Source organism: Rheinheimera sp. EpRS3, from assembly GCF_001513785.1.
Lineage (GTDB): Bacteria > Pseudomonadota > Gammaproteobacteria > Enterobacterales > Alteromonadaceae > Alishewanella.
Genome location: NZ_LNQS01000011.1, coordinates 146,027 through 168,206, shown reverse-complemented (window position 1 = coordinate 168,206; position 22,180 = coordinate 146,027). Strand labels below are relative to the sequence as shown.

The following is a 22,180-nucleotide window of genomic DNA, read 5'->3' as shown; positions in this document are numbered from 1 at the left end:
ATTCAAATATTTTGAATAGTGTAGTCAAAACATTGCGCTTTTGCCGTAAAAATTATTTGGCTATAGTGACTATATCGACGCAAAGAGTGCTGTCGAGAGGCAGTAAACTTAACTTTAAATAATTTGACAGGTGACATTATGGCTACTTCAATCGTAAACAAAATTTTAAGCTCAAACGCCGGCATAGCTGCTTTAGCATTACGGGTTCCGGTTGGTATTATCTTTGCCGCACACGGTGCGCAAAAACTGTTCGGCTGGTTTGGCGGCTACGGCCTGGAAGGTACCGGTGGCTGGATGGATAGCATAGGTTTATCGCCAGGTATCGTTATGGCGTTTTTAGCCGGTGCGGCAGAGTTTTTCGGTGGTATCGCCTTGGTACTGGGCCTGTTAACCCGGCCGGCAGCGCTGGCATTAAGCATTGCCATGCTGGTAGCAATAGTGGCCGTACATTTGCAACATGGCTTTTTTATGAGTAATAACGGTTACGAATTTGGTTTAGCCCTGTTAGCCGCCAGCGTATCGCTGCTGTTTAGCGGCGCCGGTAAAGCTTCAGTAGATAACCTACTGGCCAAGCGCTTTAACTAAGGCGGAGTAACAAAGAAAACGCCCGGCTCTGCCGGGCGTTTTTATGTTCAGGTCATTAGCCCGGATGTTTAAGCCGAACCGGTTTGCCCACACCAACACGTCGTAAATACATCCCTGTAGGCTCGATTCGGCCATCCTGGCCTGCAACGGTTGGTTTAGAGCAAACCGATTCTGCTTTATTTGCCTCAGTCAGATCAGTCGGATTTCTTCTTTGCCCTGGGATGGGCATTATCGTATACCTTAGCCAGGTGGGCGAAATCCAGATGGGTGTATACCTGGGTGGTGCTCAGGTTGGCATGGCCCAAGAGTTCCTGCACTGCGCGTAAATCCTGGCTGGATTCCAGCATATGGCTGGCGAATGAGTGGCGCAGCATATGTGGGTGTACATGCTGGTTTAAACCCTGTTGTTTCGCCCATAACTGCACCCGTTCGCGCACATGGCGGGTGCTGATGCGTTTATGCTGTTTGCTGACAAATAGCGCATTGGCATCCTCTTCTGGCAGCTTGGCGCTAAACGCCGGGCGTTGTTTTAACCAGTGTTGTAAAGCTGCCAGCGCAATTTTACCTACCGGTACTATCCGTTGCTTACAGCCTTTACCTGTCACCCGCAGTAACTGCTGTTGCCAGTCGATATCACTGATATCGGCATTGACCAGTTCTTCCAGCCGCAAACCGGATGAATAAAACAGCTCCAGCATGGCTTTATCACGACAGGCAAGAATATCGTCGTTGCTGTCAAAACTCAGCAGGTGGTTTAGCTGATCCACATTAAGGTTTTTTGGCAGGCTGCGTGCGGCCTTAGGTACTGATAAATACTGCGCCGGGTTATCGCTGCGTTTATCTTGCGCCTGCATAAAGCGGTAAAAACTGCGTAGCGCTGCCACTTTTAACGCTATGGTACGTGGTTTGGCGCCGCTGCGGCGCAAGCCGATAATATGCTGTTTTAACTGATCTTCTGTCAGATTAAGCCAGTGGGCATCCGCATCAGCGATACTAAGCGCCAGTTGCTGTAACTGGCGCTGATAACTGTCCAGCGTTTTGCTGCTGTAGCCGCGCTCAAATTGTAAATACTGTAAGAAAGCCTGCAGCGGCTGCTGCCACTGCGGCGATAACGGCGTGTCAGGCTGCGTCATAACCCGGTAACAGCTGGGCTAAAATGCTGGCCAGATGGCTGATAAACAGCTTATCCATTGATGGTTGGAAGTGATCGTCCTGCTCGCTGCCAAAGGCCAGTAATGCCAGCGGTTGCTGCTGGCTACTGATCAGGATCAGCGCCACCGAGTGAATATGCGAGGGAAACAAACCCTGTTGTTCTTCTTTATTTAACCGGCCTAAATAAATACCGTGCTGGTTCAGCCGGCGTGACAGCAACAACTGAAACGGGTTACGGCTTTGCTCGTCACTAAAGCGCAGTAAACGGCATTCCTGCACATAAGGCATGGCTGCGGTAAATTGTTGCAGGCTGGTTTCGGCATCCTGCAGGTTGGTGGCCTGATGCAATTGTGCCTGTAGTTGGTTAAATGCCAGAAATATTTGTTCATTTTGCCGTGCTACCGACATTAATCGGGTAATGTCGTCTTCCAGCGCCTGAATTTTTTCGCGCTGCAGCTCCAACTGGCGCTCTACCAGCGACACACTGCCACGTTGCTGATGTGGCAGCCGTAAGCTGGCCAGCAGCTGTGGGTATTGCTGAAAAAATTCCGGGTGATCCTGCAGGTAGTCGTACACCACATGGGCGGCTAGCAGGTCTTTGTCCTTGGTAAGGCTATCTGTCATAGCTGTATTTGTCCGTCATAAACATGTTCTGCCGGGCCGGTCATTTTTACCGGTTGGCCCGGGCCGTTCCAGCGAATTTGCAGGCTGCCGCCGGGTAAATCTACTCGTACCTGCTGCTGTAATTTTTTTTGTAACTGGCCTACCACCACGGCAGCGCAAGCGCCGGTACCGCAGGCCAGCGTTTCGCCAGCACCGCGCTCCCATACCCGCAGTTTAATATGGCCTGGGGCGACTATTTGCATAAAACCAATATTGGCGCGCTCGGGGAAGCGTTCGTGGTGTTCAAACAATGGGCCCTGCTGGTGCACCAACGCAGTGCCGACATCGTCTACTTCTACCACAGCATGCGGGTTGCCCATCGATACTACGCCACAAAGAATAGTGTGTTCTTCTGCGCGCAGTATGTAGGTAATTTCCTGCTTTTGCGCTTTAAACGGCACTCGTGCCGGGTCCAGCTGTGGCACGCCCATATTTACTGTAACCTGGCCATCAGCCTCAACATACAGCATTATTTTGCCGGATTTGGTGCTAACGCCAATTTTATGCTTATTGGTTAAACCCCTGGCGCGGACAAACTTAGCAAAGCAGCGTGCGCCATTACCACATTGTTCTACTTCCGAGCCGTCGGCGTTGAAAATGCGGTAGTGGAAATCCAGCTCCGGATCATAGGGTGGCTCAACCATTAACAGCTGATCAAAACCAATGCCGGTATTGCGGTTCGCCAGCGCTTTAATCTGCTCTTTGGTCAGAAATACATTCTGGCTTACCGCATCGACCATCATAAAGTCGTTACCCAGGCCGTGCATTTTGGTGAAATGTAGCAACATCAGCGCCCTTAATTAGTCGGTAATGATCTGTTCGCCACGCCATAAATCCTGCCATTGTTCGCGGGCACGGATTAAATGCACTTTTTCGCCATCAACCAGTACCTCGGCGGCACGTGGGCGGCTGTTGTAATTGGAACTCATGGTAAAGCCGTAGGCACCGGCTGAGCGCACGGCGAGTAAATCGCCTTGGGCTATGGCCAGCTCGCGGTCTTTACCAAGAAAATCACCGGTTTCGCACACCGGGCCGACAATATCGTACAGCGCAGGCTGCGCCGCGGTGTTAATTTCCAGCGGCACTATCGCCTGCCAGGCACTGTATAATGCCGGGCGGATTAAGTCGTTCATGGCGGCATCAACAATGGCGAAGTTCTTCTCCTGCCCCGGCTTTAAAAATTCTACTTTGGTCAGCAGCACACCGGCATTGGCCATAATAGCGCGGCCTGGTTCCATAATCAGTTCCAACTGCGGGTAGCTTTTTAGCCGTTCTACCACTTTACCCAGGTAATCGGCCGGCGAGGGTGGGGTTTCTTTGTCGTAAGTCACGCCAAGGCCACCGCCGATATCAATATGTTTTAACGCTATGCCATCAGTGGCCAAATCATCAATTAACGTCAGCAGTTTTTCCAGTGCATCTAAAAACGGTTGGGTTTCAGTTAACTGCGAGCCAATGTGGCAATCTACACCTACTACTTCAAGGTGGCTGTAACCGGCGGCCTTACGGTAAATATCACGGGCCAGCAGTATATCAATACCAAATTTATTGGCTTTTAAACCGGTAGAAATATAAGGATGGGTTTTGGCGTCGATATCCGGGTTAACCCGGATAGAAATGGCCGCTTTTTTATCAATGCGGCTGGCCACCAGTTGCAGGCGGTCCAGTTCGGCAATAGATTCCACATTAAAGCACTTAATACCCAGCTCCAGGGCAAAACGCATTTCGTCTTCCGTTTTAGCCACACCGGAGAACACCACTTTTTTCGCATCGCCACCGGCGGCAATTACCCGGCGCAACTCTCCGCCGGATACAATGTCAAAGCCGCTGCCCAGTTTGGCCAGCAGGTTTAAAATAGCCAGGTTACTATTGGCTTTAACGGCATAGCATACCAGGCTGTGCGGATGCTTTGATGCTGCACTGGCAAAAGCCTGATAATGCTGGGCAATGGTGGCGCGAGAGTATACATAGCAGGGCGTGCCAAATTCGGCGGCAATGCTGCTTAAAGGTTGGTGTTCCGCAAACAGGCGGTTTTGCTGATAATTAAAATGGTCCACGTTGTTCATCCGTTGGTTGGGTTGGATTAGCGTTGTTTTGCTGCGGTTCTGCCACTTCAGGTGCCGGTTGTGGTAAGGTAAGCGGACCTTTTTGACCACAAGCACTCAGCATGCTGCACAGCATAATAGCGGCAGCAACAGTTAACAGCGGACCTTTGGTTGTAAAAGCGTGCATGATGTTATTTTTTTATGGTGGTTGCGCTCTATAATCGCATCCTTGGCGATAAAAGCAAACAGGTGAAGCAGATGAATGACCTAGAATATGATGAATTGGCCGACAATACGCTGTTGGCAGTAGAGCAGGCGGTAGAAGATGCCGATGCTGATCTGGATTATGAATCGCATGGTGGCTTGCTTAGTATCAGCTTTGCCGACCGCAGCAAAATTATTATCAATAAGCAGCCGCCGCTGCACCAACTGTGGGTGGCGACAAAATTTAACGGCCACCATTTTGAATGGCATGGCGATAAGTGGATTGATAACCGCACCGGTGCTGAGTTCTGGCAGCTGTTGAATGATGCCGCTGCTAAGCAGGCGGGTAAGCCTCTTGATCTGGCGCCTTAAGCGCGCTGACGTTTTGGAATGGTGTAATGGCGTTACTTCCTTTTGTTGATGTTAAAGCGCAGGGCGACACCCGCTCTGCAGTAGTATGGCTGCATGGCCTGGGCGATTCCGGCCACGGTTTTTCGCCTATAGTACCCGAGCTGCGGTTACCGGCAGATGCCGGTGTACGGTTTTTATTTCCGCATGCGCCAGAGCGCCCGGTTACCGTTAATGGCGGCATGCGTATGCGCGCCTGGTACGATATAAAAACCATGGATTTAGCCAACCGCGCCGACGAAGACGGCGTGCGCGAATCCGCCGCTGCAGTGCAGCAATTGCTGGATAAACTGATTAGCGATGGCATCAGCAGCGAGCGCATTATTCTGGCCGGTTTTAGCCAGGGCGGCGTTATAGCGCTGCATTTATTACCGCGCTTGCCGTATAAGCTGGCTGGCGTAATGGCGTTGTCTACCTATATGTGCGCGCCAGATAAGTTAAAAGAAGAAGCCAGCAGCATAAATAAAGCCACGCCTGTGTTAATCGCGCACGGCAGCCAGGATCCGGTGGTGCCAATGGCGGCAGGGCAGCAGGCATTTCATACGCTGAAAAATACCGGTTTTAATGTCAGCTGGCACGAATACCGGATGCCGCACAGCGTTTGTGCGCAGGAAGTGGCCGATATCAGCAGTTTTATTCAGCGGCGTTTACTGAACCCGATAGCAGGTTAATATGAACAACATTCGTATCGCAACGCGCAAAAGTGCGCTGGCGCTGTGGCAGGCCGAGTATGTTAAAGCTGAGCTGCTACGCCATCATCCGCAGCTGACAGTAGAACTGGTGCCGATGTCGACGCAGGGTGACAAAATTCTTGATACCCCGCTGGCCAAAATCGGCGGCAAAGGCTTGTTTGTTAAAGAGCTTGAGCAAGCCATGCTGGAAGGGCGCGCCGATATTGCCGTGCACAGTATGAAAGATGTACCGGTGGATTTCCCGCCTGGCTTGATGCTGCATACCATCTGCCCGCGGGAAAACCCGCAGGATGCTTTTGTTTCTAACCAGTTTAAAAGCTTAGATCAGCTGCCGCAGGGCGCCGTGGTGGGTACATCCAGCCTGCGCCGGCAGTGCCAGATAAAAGCCTTGCGGCCCGATTTAACCGTACGCGATTTGCGCGGTAATGTTAATACCCGCCTGGCGAAGCTGGATAACGGCGAGTTTGCCGCTATTATTCTGGCCGCAGCAGGTTTGATCCGGCTGGGCTTTGAGCAGCGGATAGCCAGCTTAATGCCGGTAGAAACCAGCCTGCCTGCCAACGGCCAGGGCGCCGTAGGTATTGAATGTCGCAGCGATGATAATGCCGTGCAGCAATTGCTGGCACCGCTGGAGCACGCGCCAACCCGCAGCTGTGTATTAGCCGAACGGGCCATGAACCGTAAATTGCAGGGCGGATGCCAGGTACCTATTGGTGCTTTTGCCGTAATAGAAGGCGATAGTCTGTGGTTGCGTGGCCTGGTAGGGGCCGTGGATGGCAGCGAAATTATCCGCCATCAGTTGCGTGGCCCGGTAGCACAGGGCGAACAGCTAGGTGCCGAGCTGGCAGAATACCTGCTGTCACAAGGTGCAGACCGTATTTTACAGGCGGTATATCAGGCTGCGCCATGACAGAGCGCACAGCAATAGAGGCCATACCGTTTTTAATTACCCGGCCGGCCGGTAAGGCAGATAACCTGCTGGCCACGCTGGACGAAAGCGGCATTGCCTATTTGTATCAGCCACTGATCACCACTGCCCAGATGGCGCTGAAACCGCAGGATCAACAGTTTTTGCAACATGCCGATATGCTGGTGTTTGTTAGTGTCAGTGCGGTAAGTTGTCTGCAAAATCAAACAGATGCTGCTTTACTTAACGCACCGTTATTTGCCGTAGGCCAAACTACCGCATCGGCGTTACAGCGCTGGCTGGCGCGTGAAGTAATAGTGCCTGAAGATCAGCGCAGTGAAGGTTTGCTGCAGTTACCGCAGTTGCAGCAGGTAGCAGGTAAACAAATAGTGGTAGTGCGTGGCAATGCCGGGCGCGAACTGATTAAACAGAGCCTGGTAGCCCGCGGTGCAACAGTACGTTATGTGCAAAGCTATAAGCGTGTGCCGCTGCCGCTGGACGGCGCTTTGCTGTGCCAGCAGTGGCAGCTGGCGGGCATTCGTTGTATTGTGGCTACCAGCAATGAGATTTTACAGCAGTTATTCAGTGTGATCAGCGCCGTGCATCATCACTGGTTGCAACAGTGTGACTGGGTGCTGGTTAGTCCACGCATGCAAGACAGTGCTTTAGCGCTTGGTATCGCCGCTGAGCGTATTACGCTTGCCGATAATGCCAATGACAGTGCGTTACTGGCTGCAATAAGCCAGCTTAAGAGGGAATATCAATGAGTGACACCTTAGAGCGTGCAACAGAAGAGCGCGCAACAGAAATGGACGCGCCATTGCAGCAGTTAAAGCAACAAATAGAAACCGAACCAACAGTGCGCAGCAAGGGTAGCTTTACTGGTGGTTTAAGTTTATTGCTGGTACTGGCGCTGGGAGGCGGTTTAGCCGCAGGCGGTTACTACTGGGCATGGCCTCAATGGCAAAATTTGCAGCAGCAAACGCATACTTTGCAACAAAATCAGCAACGCTTAACCGATCAAAGCCAGCAACAACAAGACAGCAGCACGCAACTGCAACAGCAGTTGCAAACAGAACAACAGCAGCGGCTGGCGCAGCTTGAGCAAAACCTGGTGCAACAACAGCAACAACTGGCATCACAAAGCCAGGCACAAATTCAGGCACTACGGCAGTTAGTGCAAGAGCGTGACAGTGCACCACCACGGCACTGGTTGCTGGCAGAAGTAGAATATCTGCTGCAACTGGCGTCACAAAAAGTCTGGTTAGAGCAGGATTTCGCTACCGCCCGTGCATTATTGGCCAGTGCTGATGAAAAGCTGGCTAATCTGGACGATCCATCATTGTTACCTGTACGCCAGGCTATAGCGGCAGATAATGAGCAATTAAGCCACATTACCCTGCCGGATTTAACCAAAGTACATATTCAGCTGCAGCAAATGCGTAAGTTAACTATGGCATTACCGTTAAAGCAGCAGGACAAAGCCGCCCAACCTGAGCTAAAACCAGACACCGACATCCAGAACTGGCGCCAGACGCTGGGCTACTACTGGCAGCAAAGCTGGAGCAAATTAATTCAGGTACGCACCGCAGTACCAGAGGATTACTTTAGTTTAACCGCCGAACAACAGCTGATGCTGCGTGTAAGCTTAAATCAGCAGCTGCTGCTGGCAGAGCTGGCGGCAATGCAAAAACAGCCGCAGGTATATGCTGCAGCATTGCAGCAAGCCAGTGATCAGTTACAGCGTTATTTCAGCAGTGAAGATGAAACTGTGATGCAGTTAAGCCAGCACCTGGCCTCGCTGGCTGCAGTTGACGTTGCTGTGCCGCAGGCATCGCCGTTAACCAGCCTGGCACAACTGCAGCAATATCAGCAGCAACTGACGGAGAGCGGCTTATGATCCGCTGGCTATTGCTCATTCTGGTGCTTGCAGCAGCAATGTTGCTTGGGCCCTCGCTGGTAAACAACCCCGGCTATATCAAAGTGATTCTGGCCGGGCGGGTATTTGAAATGACCGCGCTGGGTTTAATTGTCGCGCTGGTATTGGCTGCTGCAACGCTGTGGTTAGTGACTATGCTGCTGCGTAAATTATTGCGTTTACAGCATCTATCATTTAACTTTTTCCGCTGGCGCCGCCAGCGTAAAGCCCAGCAGGCATTTGAGTTAGGGCTGCAGGCCTATGCTAAACAGCAATGGCAGCTGGCCAGCCAGCATTTAACCAAAGCCTGTGCCGATGACTTTATGCACAGCGAAAAGCGCCTGATGGCCGCTTATGCTGCGTTTTATGCCGGTAATGTCGCTTTGGCCAACAGCCATATTGAAACCATGACTGAAGACAACAGCAGTACGGTTTTTATCCAGGCTGATTTACTGTTACAGCAAGGTCAGGCCGCGCAGGCATGCGTGTTGCTGGCTGAAAAAGTGACGGCAGACACCGAAGACAAAGGCCTGGGCCAGCTGTATTTATATGCATTGCAGCAAGCCGGACAATGGCAGCAATTATTGCAGATGATACCGGCGGCGATTAATCAGCAATGGTTTGATAAAGATAAATGGCAGCAGCAGCGCTTTAATATTTATCCGGCGGCAATAAGCCAGCTAAGCCAGCAACAGCGTTTTGATGAAAGCGCAGAGTACTGGCAAAATTTACCGGCCAAAGAGCGCAAATCTACTGCCGCGAACATTGGCCGTGCCTGGGCACTGGCGCAAAGTGGCCAGAATGATGCGGCCGAAAAGCTGCTGCTAAGCCATTTACAACTGGCAGAGCTGCCGCAGTTGTTGCCTTACATCCGGCAAATACCGCTGGGGAAGTCGGTGCTGAAATTACGTAAACAAACCCAAAACTGGTTGCGTGATCATGGCAGCAATGGCTATTTATATGCCCTGCTTGCCTATTTAGCACAGCAAGAGGGGGAACTGGAGCAAGCCGAACTGGCGCTGCAAAAAGCCCGGCAATATGAGCCAAAGCTTGGCTGACAATGTGTTGACCGGCATGGCGCCCTTAAGCCAGCCGGGCGCCCGCGTGCTGGTACTTGGCAGTATGCCGGGCGCCGCTTCGCTGACGCAACAGCAATATTATGCTCATCCGCGTAATTTGTTCTGGCCGGTTATGGCAGAGCTGGCCGGCTTCTCTGCAGCCTTACCCTACGACGCAAAAGTGCAGGCGTTGACCAACGCCGGCGTTGCCTTGTGGGATGTCATTGGCCGTTGCCGCCGTGCCGGCAGTTTAGACAGTGCTATTCGCGATGAGCAGGTAAATGACTTTGCCGGCTTTTTTGCCACCCAGCCACAGTTGACCGCCATTGGTTTTAATGGCGCTAAAGCCCTGCAGAGTTTTAAACGTTATGTGCTGCCGTTGCATATAGTGCCGCCACAGTTGCAACTGCTTAGCTTACCTTCCACCAGCCCGGCGCATGCATCCCTGAGCTTTAGCGAAAAGCTGCAACAATGGCGTCAGCTTAGCGCTTATTTGCGTTAGCTGCTGTGCTTTGTCAATTTCGGTACGTGTCGGCTTTTTTTACATAAAGCTGGTTATTGGCTTGACAGATCCGGCGCAGCAAACAATATTGATTAGTAATTGAACTGTCATCCGGCTGTGTTATGCCAATAATGTTATGCAGCGCTGTAAACTATCAGCAGTGGGTCGCCCGGCCCGCAAACCTGCACGACTGTTCAACTGATTACCACCTGTCAGAGTGGTTTGACGAGTAGCAATTTCCCCTTCAGCTAATACCAGAATTTTTCGCACGGCATTTTGCTGCGCGAAATACTGCGGCCATTAGGCCATTTCCTAAAACAACACAATAAGCAGGAAGTAAAAAATGAAAGCACTAAGTCTGTTAGGCGTAGTTGCGCTATTGCTATGTGGCAATGCGCAGGCCTGTTTGCAACAAGAAAGCGAAAATAACAATAACGAAAGCGAGGCCGATGGCCCGCTGTGTAGCGGCACAACGGTGCAGGCAGCCATTGGCAGCCGCACCGATCAGGACTGGTATGCGTTTGACACCAGCGCCGGCGGTGACATCAGTATTAACCTGAATCATGGCAACAATGCTGACTTTGACTGGTTTCTATACCGCGCCAGCGGCAGCTACATTGCCTCCGGTCAAAGCAGCGCTAACCCGGAAAGCGGTACCTATGTTGCCTCACCGGCCGGGCCGCACTTTATTAAGGTCACCCGTTACAGTGGTACCGGCAATTATCAACTGACGGTAAACTTTGACGGCGCTGGCGGCGGCACTGAACCGGAGCCAGAGCCGGAACCGGGAAATTGCAGTTATGGCGCCAGGCCCGCTAAACCGGGTGGCTTATCAGCAACCGTACTGGGTGGTAGCAGCGATGTTTGCGTCAGTTTAACCTCGCCGGCGCTGTTACTGATGGGCGGTGGCGCTGATGTTGACGCGGCATTCAGCAACCGGATAGAACCGCATATTAAAGGCGGTAATGTAGTGGTGCTGCGTACCTCCGGCACGGCAGCCTATAACGATTACCTGCAAGACCTGACAAATGCTGCCTCGGTAGAGACGCTTATCGTTAACACCCGCACCAAGGCCAACAGCGATTATGTCGATTGGGCCATCCGCAGTGCCGAGTTTGTCTTTATCGCCGGTGGTGATCAGTCAGATTACCTGAACCAGTGGCAGGGCACTAAGGTGCAGGATGCGTTAATGCATGTGTATAACAAAGGCGGGGCCGTCGGTGGTACCTCGGCGGGTAACCATGTGTTGAGTGAATTTATTTACGATCCGGATGGTGTGCTGGGTGCGATTAGCTCAGAAGCGGTAACCGATTTTTGCCATGAAACAGTGAATATCAGCAGCTACTTTCTCACATTGCCGCTGTTAGACGGCATTATTACCGATACTCACTTTAAACAGCGCGACCGCATGGGCCGTTCGGCAGTGTTTCAGGCTAAGCTTGGCAGCAGTGGCCGCGTAGTGGCAGTATCTGAAGCGACTTCGTTGTTTATCACCGCCAACGGCAACGCTGTGGTAGATGGTAGCCATGAAGTCTATGTACTGCGCGCCGACAGCCAAACGCAGTACCAGCAAACCAGCTGTAGCCAGCCGGTGATTATCAATAACCTGCTACGTTATAAGCTGTTGCCTGGCCAAAGTTATAACCTGTTGACTAACAGCACGGCAGTAAGCCCAACCCTGTTAAGCATAGATGGCCGCAGCGGCAGCTTTTACAGCCCGACCAATCCGTACTGAGCTTAAACGCTATCGCTGCTAAGTTACTGCGATAGCGGAATTTATTGCTGTCCCGCTGGTCTGATGCTGACTCAACCACAGCAGATGCAGGGACAGCCATTTCTTGTCTGGTGTTACTACTACGTTAAAGCGCTTGCTGCAGACCTATCGCCGCGCGGCAGTGCCGGCGCTGTTGCTGCATGCGGTACTGCTGGCAGCTTTGCTGCAAGTGCGGTTTACGCCGGCAGTTAAACCGAAGGACGTTGAGCCGGTAGTCTCTTATTTATATCAGCCGCTGCCTGTAAGCACACAGCAAGCACAGCCGGAAGCTGATACAGGGCCGGAGCCGGTTACCCCGGACGCAAAACCCGTTACTGCAAAGCCATCTTCAAAGTTACTGGACACTGCAGATAGCAAAAAGGTTGAGCAAGCTCGACCGGATACTCCGCCTGCGCCGCAAACGCAATTGGTTACTCAGCAGCTTGTGCCTGCCCCGCAATCCGGCCTTGCACAGCGCAGCCTGGAACGGGCGGCAACCACAACTCCAGCAGCTATGGAGCAGGCCGCGGCAGCAAGTTATCAGCAGTTTTTACAGGCACAGCAACCGGCGAAAATCACAGTAGAGAAACGCCATCTGCAGCTAAGCAAGGATCCGGCGCTGCAGGTATTTGCACAGCTGGATAATGGCTTGCAGCTGATCCGCACCAAAGGGGGATGTCGCTTCGCTGACCCGGCTAAAGAAGGTTTTGAAGCATTGATGACCTCCAGCGCGGTAGTACCCTGCGGCGACGAGGAGAATAGCAGCGCCTTATTGAAACAGGCGCTGGAAAAACACAGCAAACGCTAATCAGGCCTCAGCAATATGCTGCTCTAAACGCGTTTTCAGCTCGCCTTCAATCGCTACTGCCTTACCGGTTTTCTGATCCAGGCAAACAAAAGTAACCTGCGCATCAGCAGCAATAGCATCTTTACCGGCAATACGCACTTCCTGGGTTACCACAGCGCTTTTGCCGCCTACTTTGCTAAAGCGGGTAAACACTTCCAGCTGATCACCCATGGTGGCGGCAACACGGTAGTTAATGTTGATATTTACAATCACCCAGGCCAGATTGTGTTTGGCAAACCAGTCGATATCGCCGCTGTCCTCCAGATAACCCCAGCGGGCTTCTTCTAAAAATTCCAGATAACGGGCATTGTTGACATGCTGGTAAATATCTAAATGGTAACCACGTACTTTAATTACAGTTTTGTGTTTCAAGTTAAGCCTCTGTGCTTAATTTCGGTGCAATGATTGTGGCATAGATTAACTGGCCAAACCAGTGATCTGTTGAGTTGATAAATGATACAAAGCATAAACAACGTTACAAATATTGATGCTTAAGGTAAAGTTTGATGCATATTACTTACAAAGAGGTTAGGGATGAAAAAGTGGCTATGGTTGGCATTATTGAGTTGCACCGCTGCGCATGCAGATATGCTGGAAGCGTTAAAAGCATATGATCAGAAAGATTATACTGAAGCGCAGCAGCAGTTTACTGAGTTATTACCCTTAGCTAACGAGCTGGCAGCTTTTAATCTGGGGGCCATGGCCTATCAGGGCGATGGACAGGAAAAAGACCTAACCAAAGCTCTGGCGTACTTTATGTTGGCGGCAGAGTTAAAGCATGAGCAAGCATCAGCATTACTGGCAACGTTATCTGCAAAAGCGTCAGAACAGCAGCTAGAACAGGCAACTCAGCAGTTTGCGCAGCTAAAACGCAGTTTATTGATTGTAGCAACAGACTTAGATAAACCGCGCGATGTGAGTTTGCCGCAACCTGTCAAGCGAGTGCCGCCGGAATACCCCAAGAGTGCAGTAGCTAATGGCGTGTTTGGTTATGTAAAAATCCGTTTTCTGGTAGATGAAACGGGCACTGTTACTGCAGTCGATACTCTGGATACTTTTCCTGAAAATACCTTTGAAAAGTCTGCGGTGAGAGCAGTAAAAAAATGGCGTTATGAACCCAGCGAGCAGAAACATTTACTGAATGTCAGGCTTGATTATTCACTAAGTGGTGGAGTGAAGGTTTCCTCAGTAGAGAAAATCGCTTTGGGCAATAAACTTTGGGATTATGCAGTATTAGGATCACCACAACACCAATTGGCTTTAGGGACCTTGTTGTCTCTGATTGAGATCCAAAGTGGTAATGGCTTTTGGTATGACCCAGAGCTGCCACTAGTGGCACAAGCTGATTTTTCGTTATTTGAAAGTCTTCCGACATTAAAACCCGCTTTTGACGGTTTTTGGGGCAGTGCAGTAGTGCGTGTAGCACAAGATGGCACTATTACCGAACACATCAAGGCTACGTTTGAGCCCAGGAGCGAATTAACCAGCCTGATCGGTTTGAAACTCAAAGGTAAGGTTGAAACTGATGTATACCGCATTGTGCGCAATTCAGATGTTGTAGGCTCAAGAAGTATTGGTGTCACGCCATATTTAAGATTATCCCGTTCAATGTCTGGCATGTTCTGGTGGGAGCAAGCGGCGAAGAACGGCAATATCGATGCGCAGCGCATTATGGCTGCATATGATAAACAGTGGGAAGACTATTTACTGGGCAAAGATGATGCTGAAGTAATGGCATGGACGGGAACCCGGCTTATTCTGGAAGGCCAGCGTGAGCAGGGGATGGCGCTGTTAGAGCAGGCAATAGCAAAAAGTTACGCGCCGGCAAAAGAGATGAAACAACAGTTTATGTAGCGTTAAGCACATTGGAAAAACGCCCGTGAAGGGCGTTTTTTATGTCAGATATAGGCAAAAGCATCGGCAAACATATGCTCGCGCTGGGCGCCTTGTTCAATAAAGGCATTGCGTACTACGCCTGCCATAGCAAAAGGCCCGGCTACGTAAATGTCGTAGGCCTCCAGTGAGACAAAATCATTTAACACGGCTTCGTGTACCATGCCGCTGCGGCCCTGCCAGCTATCATCCGGGTTTTGTACCACCGGAATAAAGCGGTATTTGCTGTTTTGTGCTGCCCAGGCCTGCATAATATCGGCATGATACAAAGCGCTTTGCTCACGCACGCCCCAGTACATAAATACCGGCCGGTCAATATTTGCTGCTGCTATTGTTTGCGCAATACTGTAGATATAAGAAAACCCGGTACCACCAGCCAGTAAAATAAGTGGCCGCTCGCTGTCGGCGCGAAACTGGGCATTGCCTAAACCAATTTCAGCCAGCACCGGTAGTTGTTGCTGATGTTGTTGCATCAGGTGCGCCAATGCCTGGCTGGCGTAAGGATCGGCAACTGCGCCACCAATATGCAGTTCCAGCTGGCGCTGGCCCGGTATACTGGCGATGGAAAACGGCCTTTTATCGCTGTCGCTTAAACACAGCTGCAAATACTGGCCACTGGCAAAACTGACCGGTTGTGCCGGCGTTAACAACACCCGGTTTACGGTTGGGGTGAGGGCTTCGATTAAATCTACATTACAGGAAATTGTTGTCATAGTGCTCTTCGCAATGGCCTTACGGCTTAGCCACGGATAAAAGGGTGGTGTAAAACCAGATCAGTTTTTGGGTAGGCTAAACAACAGTAGGTAAACTGCTGTTGTTTGTCCAGTTCGGTTAGCGGTTGCGGTTCGTTGTAGCGCACCTCACCACTTTTTAGCTTACAGACACAGCTGGTACACACGCCCTGGCGGCAACGATGTGGAAAATCTATCCCATTACGTAGCGCTGCCGCAAGGATAGTTTCATCTTGCTGCACAGCAAAACTCAGCTGTGCCGGTGTGATAGTAACCAGATAATTCACAGCGGGGTGTCCTTTAGCGGCAGTGTAATACCCAGCGTTGGCCAGATATCGTCTATGCGTTGTTTTACTGCCGGGTCCATTACTATCGGTTCGCCCCATTCGCGCGTGGTTTCGCCCGGCCATTTATTGGTAGCATCCATACCCATTTTTGAGCCTAAGCCTGATACCGGCGAGGCAAAATCGAGGTAGTCAATCGGTGTGTTTTCTACCAGTGTGGTATCGCGGGCCGGGTCCATCCGGGTAGTAATAGCCCAAATTACATCCTGCCAGTCGCGTGCGTTAATGTCGTCATCGCAGACAATGACAAACTTGGTGTACATAAACTGGCGCAGGAATGACCATACCCCCATCATCACGCGCTTAGCGTGGCCGGGATATTGCTTTTTCATCGTCACTATAGCCAGCCGGTACGAGCAGCCTTCAGGCGGCAGATAAAAGTCGGTAATTTCCGGAAACTGCTTTTGCAGTATCGGCACAAATACTTCGTTTAACGCCACGCCCAGAATGGCGGGTTCATCTGGCGGCCGGCCGGTATAGGTGCTGTGATAAATAGGATCTTTGCGCCGGGTAATATGGGTAACGGTAAATACCGGAAAGTTATCTACTTCATTGTAGTAACCGGTGTGGTCGCCGTACGGGCCTTCGGGCGCCATTTCGCCCGGCTCAAGGTAACCTTCGAGCACAAATTCAGCGCTGGCTGGTACCTGCAAATCGTTGCTGATACATTTAACTACTTCAGTATTATCGCCACGCAATAAACCGGCAAAGCCGTATTCTGATAAGGTATCCGGTACCGGTGTTACCGCGCCTAAAATGGTGGCAGGATCCGCGCCCAGCGCCACCGCCACCGGAAAACGCTGGCCAGGGTTGGCTTTTTGAAACTCGTAAAAGTCCAGCGCGCCACCACGGTGCGACAGCCAACGCATAATCAGTTTGTTTTTACCCAGCAACTGCTGGCGGTAAATACCGAGGTTTTGCCGCTCTTTATGCGGCCCCTTAGTCACGGTTAAACCCCAGGTAATTAACGGCGCGGCATCGCCGGGCCAGCAGGTCATAATAGGCAGTTGAGTTAAATCAACTTCATCGCCGCTAAGTACAACGTCCTGGCAGGGGGCTTTTTTCACCTGTTTGGGCGACATATTCAGCACCTGCTTAAAAATAGGCAGCTTGCTAAAGGCGTCTTTTAGGCCTTTTGGTGGTTCGGGCTCTTTTAAAAAAGCCAGTAATTTGCCTACTTCACGTAGTGCAGAAACGTCTTCCTGGCCCATACCCAGTGCTACCCGCTGCGGGGTACCAAACAGGTTGGCCAGTACCGGAATACGGCTGCCTTTGGGGTTTTCAAATAAAATCGCAGGGCCGCCAGCGCGCAGGGTGCGATCGGCAATTTCGGTCATTTCCAGTACTGGGTCTACTTCAGCGGTTACCCGTACCAGTTCACCACGTTGCTCCAGCTGTGCAATAAAATCACGTAAATCTTTGTATTTCATAGCGGCCTTTTAACAGCAAAAGGGCATAGTTACGCCACAAATGCCACTTAGATCAGAATGATGACATTATACAGCTCTGTGCTGCTCATGCCAGTTTTAGCCTGCTATGCGGCTGCGATGCGTAAACCGGGTATTGGCAAAAGTGCATATCGGGACAATATCACTGGCAAGATAGCGCTAACAACGTTAAAGTCAGCTCATCAGATGGCTAAAGTTAACTAACAGTTTATGCAGTTTCCCGACAGTATTAAACAACAAACCTGCCGTGATTGTTTAAGCGGCGAGGCGCTGGGCTTTCAGATCCGTATGGCATTTCAGCCGATTATCGACTGGCAAACCAAAGCCATATTTGGTTATGAAGCGCTGGTGCGCGGGCCGCAGGGCGAGGGCGCTGGCTGGGTGTTTCAGCATATTAATGACAACAACAAATACTACTTTGATCAGGCCTGCAGGGTAAAAGCCATCGAAACAGCGGCCCGCTTAGGCTGTAACACCTTTTTGCATATCAATTTTTTGCCTAACGCAGTATACAACCCCGACACCTGTATTAAAGCCACCATTGAGGCTGCCGATTTATATGGTTTTGACCTGCGCAGGCTGATTTTTGAAGTAACCGAAGGTGAGCAAATCCCGGATAAAGAACATTTAAACCGTATTTTTCGCAGTTATGCCAGGCGCGGCTTTCAAACCGCTATTGATGACTACGGCTCGGGTTACGCTACCCTTGACTGGCTGATTGAACTAAAGCCACATATCTTAAAGCTGGATATGCAGCTGATCCGCAATATAGAGCAAAACCCGGCCAAGCAATTTATTGTTGAGCAAACCATAGCGCAATGCGAATTGCAGGGCACCAAAGTGTTGGCAGAAGGCATTGAAACTAAAGCCGAGCTGGATTACCTGACATCAGTGGGTATTCGTTATCTGCAGGGCTATTATTTTGCCAAACCCCAGTTAGAAGTGCTGCTTGAAAGCGGGCAGATCAATAACCTGCTGTGAAAAAAGGCGCCTTAGTTTTATCAAAAAAGGCGCCTTGGTTTTATCAGAATAGGTGTTATCAGAAGTTGTAGCTTACTTTGGCATAAATTAACCGGCCCGAACGGCCATACGGTGAGTAGTTAGAGTAAGGTGTATTGCCGGTGCTGTTTAATGACACCGGGAAGGCTTCTGGGTATTGATCAAAGATATTATCCATACCTACCGCCAGCCGCCAGCTGTCAGTAACATCAAGCCTGCCCTCAATATCTACCAATGTTCTGGCACCCAGCGTAAAGTCAGTTGCTGCGGTGGTACCCGGTGTCAGCACCTCGCCATAGCGTGTGGCCCGTAAGGTGGCACCAACCCGCTCGTGGCTCCAGTTTACAATAGCTCCCAGTTTGTCTTTCGGGTTGCCTTTTTCAAAGGTCAGCACGTTTACGCGGCCAAACAACTCAGGTGCCGGGTCCAATGCGGCCAGCTCGTCGGTTTGCGGCGTGCGGGTAACCTTGGTTTCGTTGTAGTTAGCCACGAAGGTTAAGTCAAAATCACCCAGTGCATCGGTAGGTAATGCCCAGTTGACAACCAGATCAATACCTTTGGTTTCGGTGTCTACGCCGTTAATAAAGAAGCGGCCGCCACCTATGCCGATAAAGCCCTGATCAGTGAGGTAATCGCGCACATTCGCTGCGGTAAGGTTTTCTGACAGCACGATACGGTCGTCAATATCAATCTGGTAACCATCAATAGTGACAGACACATCACCGATACGGAATACCGTACCTAACGACAGGTTAACCGACTCTTCTGCGTCCAGCGGCTGGGCGCCTAACGCCACAGCAACCGGGTCATTAACCGGAAAGGTCGTGATATCAAACGGCACGCCGTTGATAAAGTTGGTTGAAGTACTGGTAAAATACTGCTGTTGCAGCGATGGTGCACGAAAGCCATTTTGCAATGAACCACGTAGCGCAAAGCTGTCGGTAATATCGTAACGCAGCGCCAGTTTACCGGTAACATTACTGCCAAAATCGGAGTAATCTTCTGCCCGCACGGCAACAGAACCTAAAACGTTATCAGTAAGGTTAGCTTCCAGATCGACAAAAACGCCAACCGATTCACGGCTTTCATTTACCTGATTAGCCAGCCTGAACCCCGGAAACACCTGCGCACCCGATTGGGTAGGGTTGCCGTTGGGCAGCAATACACCACCGTTGAGGTAAGAGCCTGGCTCTCCGGCAAAAATGGTGTAGCTTTCACGGCGTAGTTCAACACCTGTTGCCAGGTTAACGGGTGAGGCTAAAGCCGGTACATCGAACGATGTTACCGCAGAAAAGTTACCGACAACCTGATCATAGTTAAAACCACCGGCGTCAAACTCGGTTGCACTGCTGGGGCCAATTGAGCGGTTAACGGTGTTTTCAATGGTAAATTCCATTTCGTTAAAACCGTACACCACAGAGGCATCAAAACTCCAGTCACCCATGTCCCATTCATAACCCACTGCGGAGCTAGTGTCGGTAACATCGGGGGCAATAATTGGCAAAAAGCCATCTGGGTGTACTTCAATAACGTTACGATCATCTATTGCCCGGCGAAAGAAACCGCCGGATTTTGCCGCTCTGTCCTGATAACTCAGCCAGCTGTAAAGTTTGCCGGGGCCTACATCCAGACCGGCGTTTACAAATAAGGTAAACTGCTGCACTTCAGGCTCGCCGTACCAGGCATTAAAACGTTCTATTGTTGCTTCACGAGGGTCAAACTCACCGTTTACCAGCGGATATTGCTGGCGATGATCGTAGCCACCACGCTCGGTGCGATCAGCATCTTTGTATTCAACGGCTACCGTAACAAAACCCTGATCGGCCAGATTAAAGCCTTTCCAACCCGATAAATTCATCGTTTCGCCATCGCTGACACCACGTTCTATCCGGTCTGGTGCACTCCAGTTGGCACCATCTGGCGGCGGGGTAGTGGGCGTGGTGTAGTTACTTTCACGGTAACCGTAAGAGGCCGTAAAATTGCCGCCTTCACTGGCTTCGCGCAGGCGTACGTTTAACACCCCGGCAATAGCATCCGAGCCATACTGGGCTGAGGCGCCGTCGCGCAGTACTTCAATAGCACTTACTGCGCCCATTGGAATAGTATTCAGATCCACCGCCGACGAACCCCGGCCAACAGTGCCGTTTACGTTAACCAAAGACGCTGAGTGGCGCCGCTTTGAGTTAACCAGCACCAGTGATTGGTCCGGGCCCAAGCCGCGCAATGTTGCCGGGCGGATAGTGTCAGTACCATCGGCCAGGCCGGGGCGGGGAAAGTTAAATGACGGTAAGGCCACCGACAGCGCCTGGTTCAGCTCTGTTGTACCAGAGCGCTCCAGCGTAACCGCGCTGACAATATCGATAGGTACGGCGGTATCGGATACCGAACGGCCGGCTACCCGGGTGCCGGTTACCACAATTTGCTCTATTTTTTCGTCTTCCGCTGCTGCGGCTGAACCAGCTTGCTGCGCAGATAACCCTGGGGTAATAAAAACTGCGGCAATAGCCAGTGTTAAGGGTGTAAGGGTAAAGTTGCGCATTTGTTTTTCTCCTGGTTATTTTCAAAACCCTAGATGCCGTTGTAACCTTTGTCAAACAAGGCTTGGCGAGATCCAAAGTTGGTTACGTGCTTCAACTATTACTGCAGCAGACGACAAGCGTTTAACCTTATGGCAATATAGCAGCTATATTGCAGACATCCAGAAGTCTTTATACCCGACTTAAATTGAAATGGTTTACTGACAAGGGCAGAAAAATGAAAAAAGATACCCGGCTTATTCATGCTGGCCGCAGCAAAAGCTATACCGGCAACGTAGTAAACCCGCCAGTGGTGCGGGCCTCTACCATAGTGTTTGATACCTTTGCCCAGTTAAAACATGCCACGCAAAATCGCGGTAACCGGGTGCCGTTTTATGGCCGCCGTGGCACCGATACCCATTTTGCCTTGCAAGAAGCCATCTGCGAGCTGGAAGGCGGCGCCGGTTGTGCGTTGTATCCGTGCGGTGCCGCAGCCATTAGCGGGGCACTGCTGGCATTTTTACAAAGCGGTGATCACCTGTTAATGGTTGACAGCGCCTACGAGCCAACACGCAGCCTGTGCGACAAGCTGCTGGCCGGGCTGGGAATTGACATAAGCTATTACGATCCGCAAATAGGTGCGGCGATTAGCAGTTTAATAAAGCCCAATACCAAAGTGATTTTTCTCGAATCGCCAGGCTCGTTAACCTTTGAAATGCAGGATATTCCGGCCATTACCGCCGTGGCGCGCCAGCATAATATCGTCACTATTTTGGACAATACCTGGGCCTCGCCCATTTTATGCCAGCCATTTGAGCTGGGGGTGGATATCTCTGTGCAATCGGCCACCAAGTATATTGTCGGCCATTCTGATGTGATGCTGGGCACCGCCAGTGCCAATGAAAAACACTGGCCGCAATTGCGCGAACACAGCTATTTAATGGGTTATTGCGCCTCTGCCGACGACGCCTACACCGCGCTGCGCGGTTTGCGCACCTTGTCGGTACGGTTAAAACAGCACGAGCAAAGTGCACTTAAAGTAGCCAACTGGCTGGCGCAAAGGCCGGAGGTTGAAACTGTGCTACACCCGGCACTACCAACACACCCCGGCCACAGCATTTTTCAGCGTGATTTTAGCGGCAGCAACGGCTTGTTTTCGTTTGTGTTAAAGCAGGGTAGCCAGCAGCAGGTAGAAGCTTTTGTTGAAGGTATGGCGCATTTTAAAATGGGCTTTTCCTGGGGCGGGTTTGAGAGTTTAATTACCGCCACGATGAAAGTGCAAAACCTGCGCAGCGCCACCACCTGGGCTTACAGCGGGCCGTTAATCCGCCTGCATATAGGCCTGGAAGATGTAGAAGATTTACTGGCAGATTTGGAAGCAGCGTTTAGCCGGTTTAATCAGGTAAGCTGAGCCGGCGCTTGCACAATAAGCTGGCCGCTAACGCGGCCAGAAAAAAAGCATCATCCCCCTCGGCTTAATACTGCTAAATTAGTTGAATTGCACCCTTCGAAGAG

At 51.1% G+C, this 22,180-nt stretch carries 23 protein-coding genes; 13 read left to right on the top strand and 10 right to left on the bottom strand.

What is annotated here, in order from left to right; genetic code table 11:
• Positions 1-138: 138 nt before the first annotated feature.
• Positions 139-585 carry a DoxX family protein gene (locus AR688_RS18715; RefSeq protein WP_068237729.1) on the top strand — a complete coding sequence of 149 codons (447 nt, stop codon included), beginning with the start codon at positions 139-141 and terminating at the stop codon, positions 583-585.
• Positions 586-779: 194 nt separating this feature from the next.
• On the opposite strand, the gene xerC is transcribed toward AR688_RS18715, so the two are convergent.
• From xerC to lptM, 5 genes are read right to left on the bottom strand one after another with little or no spacing between them, the layout of a single operon-like run.
• Entirely contained in the window at positions 780-1,718 is a 939-nt protein-coding gene (xerC, locus tag AR688_RS18710; protein WP_068237726.1) for a tyrosine recombinase XerC, read from the bottom strand.
• Positions 1,705-2,361 (bottom strand): DUF484 family protein, encoded by a 657-nt coding sequence (locus tag AR688_RS18705; protein ID WP_068237724.1) that lies wholly within the window; start codon positions 2,359-2,361, stop codon positions 1,705-1,707. Before AR688_RS18705 ends, xerC begins: the two co-directional genes overlap by 14 nt.
• Positions 2,358-3,188 (bottom strand): diaminopimelate epimerase, encoded by an 831-nt coding sequence (gene dapF / locus AR688_RS18700; RefSeq protein ID WP_068237721.1) that lies wholly within the window; start codon positions 3,186-3,188, stop codon positions 2,358-2,360. The genes AR688_RS18705 and dapF overlap by 4 nt, the downstream gene beginning before the upstream one ends.
• A gap of 12 nt (positions 3,189-3,200) precedes the next feature.
• Positions 3,201-4,457 (bottom strand): diaminopimelate decarboxylase, encoded by a 1,257-nt coding sequence (gene lysA, locus AR688_RS18695; protein ID WP_068237792.1) that lies wholly within the window; start codon positions 4,455-4,457, stop codon positions 3,201-3,203.
• Complete coding sequence (gene lptM, locus AR688_RS18690) at positions 4,444-4,632, bottom strand: LPS translocon maturation chaperone LptM (RefSeq protein ID WP_068237718.1); 189 nt, start codon at positions 4,630-4,632, stop codon at positions 4,444-4,446. Before lptM ends, lysA begins: the two co-directional genes overlap by 14 nt.
• A gap of 71 nt (positions 4,633-4,703) precedes the next feature.
• Here lptM and cyaY point away from each other — a divergent pair, with 71 nt between their 5' ends.
• The 9 genes from cyaY to AR688_RS18645 all read left to right on the top strand — a co-directional run bounded on the left by cyaY (position 4,704) and on the right by AR688_RS18645 (position 12,695).
• Complete coding sequence (gene cyaY / locus AR688_RS18685) at positions 4,704-5,021, top strand: iron donor protein CyaY (RefSeq protein WP_068237789.1); 318 nt, start codon at positions 4,704-4,706, stop codon at positions 5,019-5,021.
• Between the two features lie 26 nt (positions 5,022-5,047).
• Positions 5,048-5,728: an alpha/beta hydrolase gene (locus AR688_RS18680; protein ID WP_068237716.1), complete on the top strand. Its 681-nt coding sequence runs from the start codon at positions 5,048-5,050 to the stop codon at positions 5,726-5,728.
• A 1-nt stretch (position 5,729) separates the two neighbouring features.
• Entirely contained in the window at positions 5,730-6,659 is a 930-nt protein-coding gene (gene hemC / locus AR688_RS18675; protein ID WP_068237713.1) for a hydroxymethylbilane synthase, read from the top strand.
• Positions 6,656-7,423, top strand: coding sequence for a uroporphyrinogen-III synthase (locus AR688_RS18670; protein WP_068237710.1), 768 nt, complete (start codon positions 6,656-6,658; stop codon positions 7,421-7,423). The genes hemC and AR688_RS18670 overlap by 4 nt, the downstream gene beginning before the upstream one ends.
• Positions 7,420-8,556, top strand: coding sequence for a uroporphyrinogen-III C-methyltransferase (locus AR688_RS18665; protein WP_068237707.1), 1,137 nt, complete (start codon positions 7,420-7,422; stop codon positions 8,554-8,556). The genes AR688_RS18670 and AR688_RS18665 overlap by 4 nt, the downstream gene beginning before the upstream one ends.
• The gene (locus AR688_RS18660; RefSeq protein ID WP_068237705.1) at positions 8,553-9,632 is read left to right on the top strand and encodes a heme biosynthesis HemY N-terminal domain-containing protein; all 1,080 of its coding nucleotides are present in this window, start codon (positions 8,553-8,555) and stop codon (positions 9,630-9,632) included. The genes AR688_RS18665 and AR688_RS18660 overlap by 4 nt, the downstream gene beginning before the upstream one ends.
• Positions 9,613-10,134, top strand: a complete 522-nt coding sequence (locus AR688_RS18655) for a DNA-deoxyinosine glycosylase (protein WP_068237702.1) — start codon at positions 9,613-9,615, stop codon at positions 10,132-10,134. Before AR688_RS18660 ends, AR688_RS18655 begins: the two co-directional genes overlap by 20 nt.
• 343 nt (positions 10,135-10,477) lie before the next feature.
• Complete coding sequence (locus tag AR688_RS18650) at positions 10,478-11,869, top strand: Type 1 glutamine amidotransferase-like domain-containing protein (RefSeq protein WP_068237699.1); 1,392 nt, start codon at positions 10,478-10,480, stop codon at positions 11,867-11,869.
• A gap of 103 nt (positions 11,870-11,972) precedes the next feature.
• Positions 11,973-12,695 (top strand): hypothetical protein, encoded by a 723-nt coding sequence (locus AR688_RS18645; RefSeq protein ID WP_068237696.1) that lies wholly within the window; start codon positions 11,973-11,975, stop codon positions 12,693-12,695.
• Here the strand turns inward: AR688_RS18645 and AR688_RS18640 are convergent, their stop codons facing one another.
• Positions 12,696-13,106, bottom strand: coding sequence for an acyl-CoA thioesterase (locus tag AR688_RS18640; protein WP_068237693.1), 411 nt, complete (start codon positions 13,104-13,106; stop codon positions 12,696-12,698).
• 162 nt (positions 13,107-13,268) lie between these two features.
• Between AR688_RS18640 and AR688_RS18635 the strand changes: the two genes are divergently transcribed.
• Positions 13,269-14,588 carry a TonB family protein gene (locus AR688_RS18635; protein ID WP_068237690.1) on the top strand — a complete coding sequence of 440 codons (1,320 nt, stop codon included), beginning with the start codon at positions 13,269-13,271 and terminating at the stop codon, positions 14,586-14,588.
• 44 nt (positions 14,589-14,632) lie between these two features.
• Here AR688_RS18635 and fre read toward each other — a convergent pair whose 3' ends face one another.
• The 3 genes from fre to ubiD are packed head-to-tail and all read right to left on the bottom strand — an operon-like array spanning position 14,633 to position 17,132.
• Positions 14,633-15,340 carry an NAD(P)H-flavin reductase gene (gene fre, locus AR688_RS18630; protein WP_068237687.1) on the bottom strand — a complete coding sequence of 236 codons (708 nt, stop codon included), beginning with the start codon at positions 15,338-15,340 and terminating at the stop codon, positions 14,633-14,635.
• 26 nt (positions 15,341-15,366) lie between these two features.
• Complete coding sequence (locus tag AR688_RS18625; RefSeq protein ID WP_068237682.1) at positions 15,367-15,645, bottom strand: 2Fe-2S iron-sulfur cluster-binding protein; 279 nt, start codon at positions 15,643-15,645, stop codon at positions 15,367-15,369.
• A complete protein-coding gene (gene ubiD / locus AR688_RS18620; protein ID WP_068237678.1) occupies positions 15,642-17,132 on the bottom strand; it encodes a 4-hydroxy-3-polyprenylbenzoate decarboxylase in 1,491 nt (496 codons plus the stop codon). The genes AR688_RS18625 and ubiD overlap by 4 nt, the downstream gene beginning before the upstream one ends.
• A gap of 228 nt (positions 17,133-17,360) precedes the next feature.
• On the opposite strand from ubiD, the gene AR688_RS18615 reads away from it, so the two are divergent.
• On the top strand, positions 17,361-18,131 hold the full coding sequence (locus AR688_RS18615; RefSeq protein ID WP_068237675.1) for an EAL domain-containing protein: 771 nt from the start codon (positions 17,361-17,363) through the stop codon (positions 18,129-18,131).
• A gap of 58 nt (positions 18,132-18,189) precedes the next feature.
• Here AR688_RS18615 and AR688_RS18610 read toward each other — a convergent pair whose 3' ends face one another.
• The gene (locus tag AR688_RS18610; RefSeq protein WP_068237672.1) at positions 18,190-20,688 is read right to left on the bottom strand and encodes a TonB-dependent receptor plug domain-containing protein; all 2,499 of its coding nucleotides are present in this window, start codon (positions 20,686-20,688) and stop codon (positions 18,190-18,192) included.
• Positions 20,689-20,903: 215 nt separating this feature from the next.
• Between AR688_RS18610 and AR688_RS18605 the strand changes: the two genes are divergently transcribed.
• Positions 20,904-22,076, top strand: coding sequence for a cystathionine beta-lyase (locus AR688_RS18605; RefSeq protein WP_068237669.1), 1,173 nt, complete (start codon positions 20,904-20,906; stop codon positions 22,074-22,076).
• The last annotated feature ends 104 nt before the right edge of the window (positions 22,077-22,180 follow it).